This window comes from Haloferax sp. s1 (genome assembly GCF_058382125.1).
Genome location: NZ_JBZRPK010000619.1, coordinates 1 through 10,120, shown reverse-complemented (window position 1 = coordinate 10,120; position 10,120 = coordinate 1). Strand labels below are relative to the sequence as shown.

Annotated in this window: 11 protein-coding genes and 2 pseudogenes; 5 read left to right on the top strand and 8 right to left on the bottom strand. The window is 61.8% G+C overall.

Annotated elements, in window-relative coordinates; translation table 11 throughout:
- From QT222_RS13105 to QT222_RS13095, 3 genes and pseudogenes are all read right to left on the bottom strand, one after another.
- Positions 1 to 60: pseudogene (locus tag QT222_RS13105) on the bottom strand (superoxide dismutase); the annotation flags it as partial.
- 132 nt (positions 61 to 192) lie between these two features.
- Complete coding sequence (locus QT222_RS13100; RefSeq protein ID WP_004060413.1) at positions 193 to 801, bottom strand: DJ-1/PfpI family protein; 609 nt, start codon at positions 799 to 801, stop codon at positions 193 to 195.
- Between the two features lie 56 nt (positions 802 to 857).
- Positions 858 to 2,306, bottom strand: coding sequence for a cryptochrome/photolyase family protein (locus QT222_RS13095; protein WP_004060412.1), 1,449 nt, complete (start codon positions 2,304 to 2,306; stop codon positions 858 to 860).
- Between the two features lie 325 nt (positions 2,307 to 2,631).
- On the opposite strand from QT222_RS13095, the gene QT222_RS13090 reads away from it, so the two are divergent.
- Entirely contained in the window at positions 2,632 to 3,453 is an 822-nt protein-coding gene (locus QT222_RS13090; protein ID WP_004060411.1) for a DUF8054 domain-containing protein, read from the top strand.
- Positions 3,454 to 3,498: 45 nt separating this feature from the next.
- Here the strand turns inward: QT222_RS13090 and QT222_RS13085 are convergent, their stop codons facing one another.
- Positions 3,499 to 4,176: a 6-hydroxymethylpterin diphosphokinase MptE-like protein gene (locus QT222_RS13085; protein ID WP_004060410.1), complete on the bottom strand. Its 678-nt coding sequence runs from the start codon at positions 4,174 to 4,176 to the stop codon at positions 3,499 to 3,501.
- 188 nt (positions 4,177 to 4,364) lie between these two features.
- A complete protein-coding gene (gene folP / locus QT222_RS13080; RefSeq protein WP_004060409.1) occupies positions 4,365 to 5,513 on the bottom strand; it encodes a dihydropteroate synthase in 1,149 nt (382 codons plus the stop codon).
- A gap of 192 nt (positions 5,514 to 5,705) precedes the next feature.
- On the opposite strand from folP, the gene QT222_RS13075 reads away from it, so the two are divergent.
- Positions 5,706 to 6,287: a DUF8114 family protein gene (locus tag QT222_RS13075; protein WP_004060408.1), complete on the top strand. Its 582-nt coding sequence runs from the start codon at positions 5,706 to 5,708 to the stop codon at positions 6,285 to 6,287.
- On the top strand, positions 6,284 to 7,156 hold the full coding sequence (locus QT222_RS13070; RefSeq protein ID WP_004060407.1) for an RNA methyltransferase: 873 nt from the start codon (positions 6,284 to 6,286) through the stop codon (positions 7,154 to 7,156). The genes QT222_RS13075 and QT222_RS13070 overlap by 4 nt, the downstream gene beginning before the upstream one ends.
- Positions 7,157 to 7,189: 33 nt before the next feature.
- Here QT222_RS13070 and QT222_RS13065 read toward each other — a convergent pair whose 3' ends face one another.
- Together QT222_RS13065 and QT222_RS13060 are read right to left on the bottom strand one after the other, a co-directional pair.
- Positions 7,190 to 7,645, bottom strand: coding sequence for a MaoC family dehydratase (locus QT222_RS13065; RefSeq protein ID WP_491477423.1), 456 nt, complete (start codon positions 7,643 to 7,645; stop codon positions 7,190 to 7,192).
- Positions 7,646 to 7,711: 66 nt separating this feature from the next.
- A complete protein-coding gene (locus QT222_RS13060; RefSeq protein WP_491477422.1) occupies positions 7,712 to 8,086 on the bottom strand; it encodes a hypothetical protein in 375 nt (124 codons plus the stop codon).
- Between the two features lie 163 nt (positions 8,087 to 8,249).
- Here QT222_RS13060 and QT222_RS13055 point away from each other — a divergent pair, with 163 nt between their 5' ends.
- Positions 8,250 to 9,170, top strand: a complete 921-nt coding sequence (locus QT222_RS13055; protein WP_491477424.1) for a M48 family metallopeptidase — start codon at positions 8,250 to 8,252, stop codon at positions 9,168 to 9,170.
- 1 nt (position 9,171) lies between these two features.
- Positions 9,172 to 9,702, top strand: coding sequence for a hypothetical protein (locus QT222_RS13050; RefSeq protein ID WP_491477421.1), 531 nt, complete (start codon positions 9,172 to 9,174; stop codon positions 9,700 to 9,702).
- 28 nt (positions 9,703 to 9,730) lie between these two features.
- Here QT222_RS13050 and QT222_RS13045 read toward each other — a convergent pair.
- Positions 9,731 to 10,120 (bottom strand): annotated as a pseudogene (locus QT222_RS13045) (Glu-tRNA(Gln) amidotransferase subunit GatE); the annotation flags it as partial.

Below are 10,120 nucleotides of genomic sequence, written 5' to 3'. Positions count from 1 at the left end.
GGAAATGTGCGGTTCCAGTGCGTCGTACTCGTACGGAAGTGGGTCGAGTTCGTAGCTCATAGTGGATAACCTGCGTATTTAGGGTCAGAGGGAATCCTGTTAAATCTTGAGGAATGGTACGGTAACATAGAACACCTTCTTTCGGGCCGCAGTCTCCCGATTCTCGGATTTTGACACCGCCGATTTCTCGCCCTATTTGTCGCCAAATGGGTTGGTCTTGCGTTCGTACTCGATTTCGGTTGCAATTTGGTCGGCGACTGCTGTGCCGAACTCGCGTTCGACAATGTGAAGCGACAGGTCGAGACCCGATGTGACGCCGCCCGCTGTGAGTACGTCGCCATCATCGACAATCCGTGCGGAAACTACGTCGGCGGCCGTCTCACGAAGGTCCGAAATTGCGTCGCCGTGCGTGACCGCAGGGCGACTATCGAGTATCCCTGCGCGGGCGAGGAGCATCCCGCCGGTACAGACGCCAGCGACGACCGTTCCTTCCTCGTGAAGTGTCGAGATAGCTTCTGGGATGGCTCCCTTTTCGGCTTCGGCCCACGCACTCTGTTCGGCACGCGAGTTCCAGCCACCACCGGGAACGATGAGAAGGTCGGGACGGTCTGATTCTGGGTTGAGGACGCCGTCGACGCCGACTCGCATGCCGTGGCTCGCGGTCACGAAATCACGGTCGTCCAGCGTGAGAAGTTCCGCCTCGCAGTCAGCACCGAACACGCCGGCGTTCTGGAACACTTCGAAAGGCGCGACGGCATCGAGTTCGTCGAAGCCGTCGTACAGAAGGATAGCAACGTGCATGGTCCGGCAGTCGGTCCGCAGGAAGATAGACATGGTGTACTGCGGCAAACCAGCGGTCAGTCGTCGCCGCGAGCCGTCTCGAACATTGACAGCGCCATCTCGCGGCGCTCTGCGTGGTCGACAATCGGAGCAGGATAGTTCGGAGCGACGCGGTCACGTTCGGTCTCACTTATTTCGTGCCACTCGTGGATGGTGCTGGCGGCCACGCCCTCCAACTCCGGCACGTACTTCTTGATGTACTCTCCGTCCGGGTCGTAGCGCTCGCCCTGCGTCATCGGGTTGAAGATGCGGAAGTAGGGTTGAGCATCGGTCCCCGTCGATGCGGCCCACTGCCATCCGCCGTTGTCGTTGGCCGTGTCGTGGTCCGAGAGATACTCACGGAAGTGGTCGTAACCGTGTCGCCAATTGCACAGGAGGTCCTTCGTGAGGAACGACGCGACAATCATCCGGACGCGGTTGTGCATGTACGCCTCTTTTTTCAGTTGGCGCATCCCGGCATCGACGATGGGGTAGCCAGTGCGGCCTTCTTTCCACGCCGCCAGTTCGTCGGAGTCGTCGCGCCACTGGATGTCGTGTTCGTACTCCTTGTAGTTCTCCGTCACGACGTTCGGATTGTACCGAAGGACGTGAGCGTAGAATTCGCGCCACGCGAGTTGTGACTGGAACGTCTCGACAGATTCGTCTTGCTCGCCGCCGACTCCCTCGCGGGCCTCGGCAGTCGCGGCGTACACCTCCCGAATTCCAATCGTACCGAACTTGAGGTCCGTCGAGAGTCGTGACGTAGCGTTTCGCGCCGGATAGTCGCGGTCGTCGGCGTACCGATAGATAGCATCCTCACAGAAGTCGGCGAGTCGCTTTCGCGCCGCGTCCGTGCCCGCGGAAACGATGTCGGCCGATGGCTCGTCGAAGCCGAGGTCGGAAATCGTCGGAAGGTCGCCTACGGCCACATCGAAATCGGCGTCGGAAAGAGTCTCTGAAGCGGCTTCGAGCACCGCCGCGTCGACAAGCGAATCCGCGTCGGGTTCCGGATACGGGTCCGGCTTGTCGCGGTCGCGCCACTTCTTCCAGAAATACGTGTACACCGAGTAGGGGTCCCCTGCGTTCGTCGTAATGCTCCCCGGCGGGTGGAATATAGCGTCGTGAACCGACTCGTAGGAGACACTAGCGTCGTCGAGCGCCGACCGAACGTTGGCGTCGCGTTCACGGGCTACCCCCGAGTAATCCGTGTTCCACACGACACCGTCGGCTTCGAGTGCTGCTGCGACAGCGGGGACGACTGCCTTGGGGTCACCGTGTGCGACGAGGAGGTCGCTTCCGAGCGACTGGTACGACGCGCGAAGCTCGGCAAGCGCGTCGAGCATGTACCGGACGCGCGGGGAACCGGCGTGTTCGAGCACCGCCTGGTCGAACACGAAAAGCGGGGCGATGGGTCTCGCCTCGGCGGCCGCTGTAAGCCCCCGGTTGTCTACGACTCGCAGGTCGCGCCGGTGCCAGTGCAGTTGCATAGCCGCGCTTCAGGCCGGAAGAAACGTCAATGTGGCGGCAGTTACGGTCACGATGGATTCGAACGGCGGGCCGTAGTCGTGCATAACTGGTGCTTAGCCCACACAAAACACACAAAACGACTCCCTACTCGGTCAAAAACCTCGTTTACACAGTTCCGGATACTAATTGGTACGCATCTGGTCAAATAGCGGACCGCCCTAAAGCGCTGACTATCGAGTGTAATATGATGTTATCTGCCGATTTCCGACAGCCCCGTGTATTTACGTTCTAGCTATCTGGTGTACCCGGTCCATACCAATACGATATGAGACCCACAGTGTAGGTATGTCCGGGCGTCGTCTCTTCACCGATTTCACAGTGCGCCAGCCACTGCTCGGGAACCCAGTCACGTTTCCTCTCCTTCTTTTGACAGTCGTCTCGGGTGCATTCGGATGGCTCGTGTGGGAGCCGTACGGCGTGCTCTTCGGTGTGCTCCCTCCAGCAGTCGTCTTCAGTTTCGCATTCATCGAGGTGTCCTCTTCACAGCCGCCGAGCCTCCCGTCTGCACGGCCGTCACCGCCGACCACACTCGACGGACGTGTCGACCTTGCGACTGCGCTGTACTCTGCGGGCATCTTCGATGCTGACTCGGAGCACCAACTTACGCTCTCGGAGCAGTTTGGCGATGACTGGCGCGAACGAATGGTCGAGGTAGACGGTCGTGAGCAGGATAGAGAGGCGCTCGCCGCCTTGCTTGGTGTCGACTCGTCTAGAGTCGAAATGGACTGGGACGAACACGGGTTGTTCGCACAACTCGACCACGGAACCGTCGGTCGCTGGTCATCGCGCGCTGCCTTCGTCGCCGACCTCACAGCGGTCAGGACGTTCCGTCGACACTACCCCGAGTGGTGGAAATTATCAACCGCGGACCGTAACCGGGTCCTCGGTGCACTCCGGTTGAGCCTTCGTACCTGTCCGACCTGTGATGGAACAGTCGAAGTCGATACTGACCGAGTTAGTGCGTCTGGTAGCAGCACACAGCAGCACATCTCCGCTCGGTGTCGCGGATGCAACGCCGAACTCTTCGACGGTGTCGTCGATAAGTCGGACCACGAGATGTCGGGAACGGATTCCGATACGGGCGTTCAGCCTCATAGCACGCGGTGAGGAACGATTTGAACCAGAATCAGTTTTGAACCAGAACCGCTCGCCTTACGGAAGCGGGTCAATCTCGTCTCGACGGCCGTCGAGCACGGAAAATTCCTCGTCGCGGCGGCGTTCGAGCCATTCGAGCAGGCGCGCTGCCCACTGCAGTTTCTTCGCTTTCATCTCGTCGACTGCGGGGTCGTCGAAATCCCATCCAGCGAACACGAGTCGGCCTGCACCGAGTTCGTCGGCGATGAATGCCGCCCGGTCGCCGTCGGTGAAGCCGCCCCAGTTGACGACAGGACCGACGGGTGCCGCCTGCGTCGTCCCGAGGACGTGTTCGTCGTCGAATTTCGGAACCCACTCGCGGATTTCGGGAACGTTGTCGCTGTGTGCCGCCGCAGCGACCGGAATCCCGGATTCGGTTAATTCGACCGCAGTCTGCGGATTTTTATCGATGTCGGTCACCATCAAGTCGAGGTCGTAGCCCGCCTCTCGAACCACGTCGGCGGCGGTCGAAGCGGCGACAACTACGTCAGCGTCGTCGAGACGGTCGAGTTCGTCGGCGAGCGTCGAGGCCGCTCCACAGATGGCGACTGTCTGTCCGTCCCAGTCGAGGCGGTCACGGTCGAACGGCGTAACGAGGCGCGCAAGCACGTCTCGGGCCGTTTCGTCGCCCGCTCTGTCGAACCCGAAGTCATCGAGAATCTGCTTGTAGACAGGTTCCCAGTGTGTAAATCGCATGGTATGGCTGTCGCTCAGAATGTAACTGTATGGGCCGGAATGGCACTCGTGTACCCCTACCCGCGTGCCCTTCCGGCGTCCACAGGACCGTTTTAGAGTCGGATGGTATAAGTTTTCTCTTAGTCGAACGGTCAACGTCTGCCGGTCGTCAGACGAAATTGTCTGTTTATATATAGATTTCGGGGTGCTCAGTTGACCGTCTGTGTCATTGTCTCTAACGCTGCTTCGAGAGCCGGCGAGGCGTCGGCGACGACGTGTTCGAGTCGGTCGAGTGCTGCGGGCGTACCGATGAGGAGCGCACCCGTCGAGCCCGTGTCGCCCCCGGCCAAGACGGCACCTGCGTCGGCAGCGGCGGCGGCGAGTTCTTCCCGGTCGTCGGCGCTGAGCCCTTCGAGTTCGAAGACGCGGGTGACACTCTCGGTAGCGAAATCTCGGTTTGCGCCGATTCGGTCGAGATGCCGGGCGGCTTCTCTGGGCGTCGTTACGTCCAGTTCTTCGACGGAAACGTCGCCGGGTTCGCGGACGCGCCGGCGTTTGAACTCGTGGCCGATGAGCGCCGCATCGCGCGTCTCTCGTACGTCGTGAGTTCGAATGATGTGTGCACCGCGTTCGACCGCCATCGACGTGGCGGCAAGGCTAACGGGAAGTGCGTCTTCGGTCGACCGGCCAGCAACGTCGCGGAGGAAGTTCTTCCGATTGATAGAGACCAAAATGGGGTAGCCGTATCCGCGGAACTCACGGAGGCGGTCGAACGTCTCGCGGTCGTGTTCGAGGGTCTTTGCTTCCGACCAGCCGCCGAACGCCGGGTCGACGATAGTCTTGTCGGTGAAACCGTTGCGTTCGAGCGCGTCGTAGATATCATCGACTTCTTCGATAGCGCCGGGACAGGTGAGGTCCGGCGGACTCGCCATCTTGGCCACGGCGGCGTCGAACTCCTCGCATACTCGCGGCATCTCCGGGTCGGCGAATCCGCAGATGTCGTTGACCATGTCGAAGCCTTGTTCGAGTGCCGCCTCCGCGACCTCGTGGTACCGCGTTTCGATAGAGAACACGGCGTCCCCGGAGACGTGGTCGAGGACCGAAAGCGCCGTGTCGAGGCGTTCGAGTTCGTCTTCGGCCGAGAGCACGTCGAGTCGCTTGTTCGCCGATTCGAGGCCGACATCGACGATATCAGCACCCTCGTCGATGAGTTCGCTGTCGACGTACTCGGCGGCCTCGCTCGGGTCGTTGAACACGCTCGGCTTGTACGGAGACTCCTTCGAGACGTTCAGCACACCCATGATTCGCGGTGGGTGGTCGTCGCCGATTTTGAGTCCTGCCGCATCGACGGTTCGCATATCCGTGGGTTGGACCACACGAACATATGCAGACCGGTCGCGGAATCCGCTCTGTTCGTTTTGTTTCTCGTCTCTCGCCGCTCGCCTCTCACCGCTCACTGCTCACTTCTCGCCTCTCACCGCTCGCTGCTCGTCTCGGGTGACTGACCGGCATCACGTCCTTTTTATCCGTCGCTCGGCTATCATCGGACCATGGCGAAGGTCAGCGTCGGACTCCGTGGATGGCGATTCGAGGAGTCCGAGATATTCTCCGAGGACGGCGAGTTCAAACCGCTCGACGAGATTCCAGAGGACTCACGTAAACGTCTCGTCCGCCTCATCTCACTCGTCGAAGAACCGTGTGACGCCTGCTACCTCATCCACGGTGACGAGGAGATTCACAAATGCCGTCAGGCGAGAATCGTCTACGGCGAACCCGGAGAGGAAGCGCTTCTCTGTGACCAGCACGAACCGGACTTCCTCTACTGGTTCCGCGAGGAAGGCGGCCGGGACTTCGTCGGCGACGTCGTGTTCGCCGATGCTTTCCACGAGTGGTTTGCAGACGGCGGCCGCGCACCCGACGGCTACGGCGGCTTGGAGCACGTCGATACTGACCCCGACGAACTCCCGTCGCCGCCGGATGCAAACGAGATACAACGCCGCCTCGAAGCGAACTTCGAAGGCGAGCGTATCGACATCCGCGACTACGACCCCAATCCGGACGAAGACGCCACGCCGCTCAGTGAAGACGACCTCGACGGCGTCGACCTCGACGCGGACTACCCGACGAAATGAGCGGCGAGCAGCATTCAGACGCCGACACGTGCGACGACTCGGACGCAACTCGCGTCTCGGACGAAGCACACGCCACGGACACGGCAACCGGGACGGACGAGGACAACGTATCCGAGGCGGACGAGGACCACGAGTTCATCGTCGTCGTCGTCGACCCCAAGACGCCCGGTAACGTCGGCACCATCGCCCGGGCGATGAAGAACTTCGGCATTTACGACCTCAGACTCGTCAATCCGCCGCCGCTGGACCCCGACGGAGAAGCCTACGGATTCGCCGGGCACGCCCGCGAAGACGTGCTTCCCAACGCAACCGAAACGACGCTCGAAGAGGTCGTCGAGGAGTACCACACCATCGGAACGACCGCCGTCTCCCACGAGGATTCCACCCGTCACATCCGCTACCCGTTCAAGACACCGGTCGAAATCGCCGACTCGCTGGAGTCGGTGAAGACCAAGACCGCGCTCGTCTTCGGACGCGAGGGAACCGGACTCGACAACGAGGAGCTTGCGATGCTCGACGAAGTGTGCTGTATCCCCGCTGACGGGCGGTACCCCGTCCTCAATCTCGGACAGGCGGCGACGATTCTCATGTACGAACTCCGCCGATTCACAGTGGAGGAGACGCAACTCCCCGACGTGGAACGCGAGCGCGCCTCAGAAGCCGAAATCGACGTAGTCTACCGGTTCTTCGACGACCTACTCGATGCAATCGACTACCGCGAGCACAAGCGGGACAAGACATCGCAGATGATGCGCCGACTCATCGGCCGCGCGCACCCGACAGAACGTGAGGCAGCGACGCTCACGGGCGTCCTCCGCCGCGCGGCAGAGCGCGTCCGCGACCCTGACCGCTTCCGCGACGACGACTGAGTCGCTCCGACTATCCCACCGCCCGACTGCCGATTACTCCTCGTTTCGCCGGACGAACATCACGAGACCGACGAACGAACACACTTTCTCGATTTCGCCGGATTCGCGTTCTGCATAGGTCGTCGTCTGAATCTCCGCGAGTCCGCGGTCGTCGGTCTCGACGGTCGTCTCCAGCACTTCGTTTTCGATGGTGAGCGTGTCGCCGGGATAGACGGGGTTCCACCAGCGGAGTTCGTCAACGCCTTTCGCCCCGAGTGCGGCAGAGTCGCGGAGGAACCCGTCCACGAGCAGGCGCATCGTCATGGCCGTCGTGTGCCACCCGCTGGCGATAACACCGCCGTACATCGACTCCGCTTCGGCCCGCTCGGGGTCGGTGTGGAACCACTGGGGGTCGTACTGCTCGGCGAACTCCAGAATCTCCGCCTCTGTCACCTCGTAGTCGCCAAACTCGTAGGTGTCGCCGACGGCGAGGTCTTCGAAGAATCGCATGCGCCTCGTTTCGTCCGGGGGTATCGAGAAAGTAGCGGTGTCTGGAACCGCTTTGTTCGATGTCTCTTACGGCCCTTCCCCGTAGAGAACGAGTAGCAATGTGAGAAAGAAGAACGTGGACACGAGGAGGAGGGAAAAACTGAGCCACCGCTTATTCGTGGGATTCGAGTACACGGCGTATCCTGCGAGGACGGGGAGCGTAAAGTGGATGAGAATATCGAGGTACGAGGCGGTGTTGGGTAGCCCGGCAGGATGGAGGATAAGCACCGTTAGCAACACGGAGAGGACGGATAATCCACTGCTAAGGAGTGTGAGCCGTGACCGTAGTCCGACAGCTGCGGCAGCCAACCCCGAGTACAAGAAGTAAGAGAGAAACCGTGCACCGAGCACGAGTGCGACGGCGACGGGGTCCGAAAATTGGTTCGTGAACCACTCAAACACGTCCCAATCGTCGTTCTCAAGCCATTTATGCGTTTTCAGTGTCACTTAGTGGGTATAACGAACAGTTGCGCTGGGATGCATACCATTCCCCGACAACTGTTTCCAACTGGATGTCGTAATTTCCGGCGAGATGGCCCCGTCCTCACGCCGTTCTCGCCTCCCGATGGTGCTCATCGGCGTTACGATACTCGCGTTCTACCTCCTTCTTAGCGCCCTCAGTGCCTTCGCGGTGCTGACGTTGTGGCAACTTCGTCCGGACCCGGTGACGGCCGCGCTCGCCGGTGTCAGCATTGCTGTCGTCCTCGGCTACGTGAGCTTTCGATTCGGCACGGTTCGGCTGCTCAGTCAGCTTGACGCGCGGAACTTGACGCCGAGTGAGTCGCCGTCGGTGTACCGACTCCTCGAACGCCTCTCCGACGAGATGGGTATCGAGCCGCCGACGCTGAAAGCCGCGCACTTCGCCGCCCCGAACGCGATGGCGCTCGACCCGATGGGTCGCGACGTGGTCGTCCTTGACGCCGCGCTCTTTCGACTCCTCGACGTGGACGAGTTCGAGGCGTTGCTGGCGCACGAACTCGCGCACCTCGAACGGAAAGACGGGCTCGTGCAGTCGCTCGTCGCGAGCGTCCTCCAGACGTTCGTCGGCGTCGGCTACTTGTTCGTCTCGCCGGTGACGTTCTTCATGACGGGCGTCGCACTCGGCTCGGCGTGGATTCGCGGGCGGCCGTCGGAATGGGACCAGACGGTTCCGGGGCGAATTCGGCACCACCTCGTCTCGCTCGTCGGCGTCTTCGGATTCGGCTTCACCGTTCTCATCCGCTCGCAGTCACGCAAGCGGGAGTTCGCCGCCGACGTGCGGGCCGCCGAGGTGACGGGTGAGCCGCTGGCGCTCGCCTCGGCACTCCGGAAGTTAGAACGGGCAGCGCGGCCGCAGTTCGGGCTGTCACCGCTGTGGGTCTACGGCGAAGTCGAGGTCGAAGACTCGGTTTCCGACCTGCTTTCGACGCATCCTTCGACCGACGAGCGCGTGGAGCGACTGGCCGCGATGGCCGACGAGTCGATGACGCGAATCGAGGTGCAGTGAGATGCCCGGTTCACCCGACCCGGTACTCGGCAACTGGCTCCTCACTCACGTCGTCGCCGTCGTCGCCGCGCTCGCGACCGTCGGCGTCGTGTACGCGACTCGAACCCGGAGCGCCCGCGGTTACCTGACGTCCCTGCTTCTCGGGGCTGGCTACGCCACCGCGACGCTCGCCGTCTGGACCGCGGCGCGGCTCGTAACCGGTGCGTTTCCCTCTGGCTTCGAGAATCCGGTCACTGCGGCCGGATTCCTCGGGCTCGTGTTTCTCCTCCTCGCCGGATTCGTCGTCGTCGCCGCACTGTTGTTCGCCCGGTTTGGTCTCGTCATTCCCCTCATCGGCCTGTTCGGCATCACGGAACTCGTCTGGTGGGCGTTCCTCCACGTCCGCGGCGAGACCGACGCGCTCGGGATGTTCCTCATCTTCGGGCCGCTGTTTCTGGTTCTCCTCGTCGCCGTCTCGGTCGTCGAGTACGCGGGGCGACAGCTCTGGTCGCGGTTCGGGAACGGCGGCGGAAGCGGCCGCTCGACGGTGTGAGAAACAGGTAAAATCGAGAATGACCGCTTCAGGCCCGCTTTTGAATCTCTTCGCGGAGCACGTCGCTCACGACGCCGCCGTCGGCCTTGCCGCGGAGTGCGCCCATCGCTTCGCCCATGAGCGCGGAGAACGCGCCCATACCCTGTTCTTCGACCTGCTCGGCGTTTCGGTCGACGACTTCCGAGATTGCCTCGCGGACTTCGTCCTCGGAGACGCCGGAGAGACCCGCTTCTTCGACCGCTTCTTCGGCGGAGAGGTCGGGGTTCTCGGCGATGGCCGAGAGCACGTCGTTGACGCCCTCTTTGGCGAGGTCGCCGTCTTCGACGAGGTGCATGACGGCGAGTAGGTGCGCGTCGGTGAGTTCCTCGACGGCAACGTCGTCACGGCGGAGTTCCGTAACCGTCGATTCGAGGAGGCC

What these genes read in the sequence shown, in the direction of transcription:
- QT222_RS13065 (WP_491477423.1), bottom strand. Translation starts at nt 7,645, where the DNA reads ATGCGATTCTTCGAAGACCTCGCCGTCGGCGACACCTACGAGTTTGGC.
- QT222_RS13070 (WP_004060407.1), top strand. Translation starts at nt 6,284, where the DNA reads ATGAGCGGCGAGCAGCATTCAGACGCCGACACGTGCGACGACTCGGAC.
- QT222_RS13095 (WP_004060412.1), bottom strand. Translation starts at nt 2,306, where the DNA reads ATGCAACTGCACTGGCACCGGCGCGACCTGCGAGTCGTAGACAACCGG.
- QT222_RS13050 (WP_491477421.1), top strand. Translation starts at nt 9,172, where the DNA reads ATGCCCGGTTCACCCGACCCGGTACTCGGCAACTGGCTCCTCACTCAC.
- QT222_RS13055 (WP_491477424.1), top strand. Translation starts at nt 8,250, where the DNA reads ATGGTGCTCATCGGCGTTACGATACTCGCGTTCTACCTCCTTCTTAGC.
- QT222_RS13075 (WP_004060408.1), top strand. Translation starts at nt 5,706, where the DNA reads ATGGCGAAGGTCAGCGTCGGACTCCGTGGATGGCGATTCGAGGAGTCC.
- QT222_RS13090 (WP_004060411.1), top strand. Translation starts at nt 2,632, where the DNA reads ATGTCCGGGCGTCGTCTCTTCACCGATTTCACAGTGCGCCAGCCACTG.
- QT222_RS13085 (WP_004060410.1), bottom strand. Translation starts at nt 4,176, where the DNA reads ATGCGATTTACACACTGGGAACCTGTCTACAAGCAGATTCTCGATGAC.
- folP (WP_004060409.1), bottom strand. Translation starts at nt 5,513, where the DNA reads ATGCGAACCGTCGATGCGGCAGGACTCAAAATCGGCGACGACCACCCA.
- QT222_RS13100 (WP_004060413.1), bottom strand. Translation starts at nt 801, where the DNA reads ATGCACGTTGCTATCCTTCTGTACGACGGCTTCGACGAACTCGATGCC.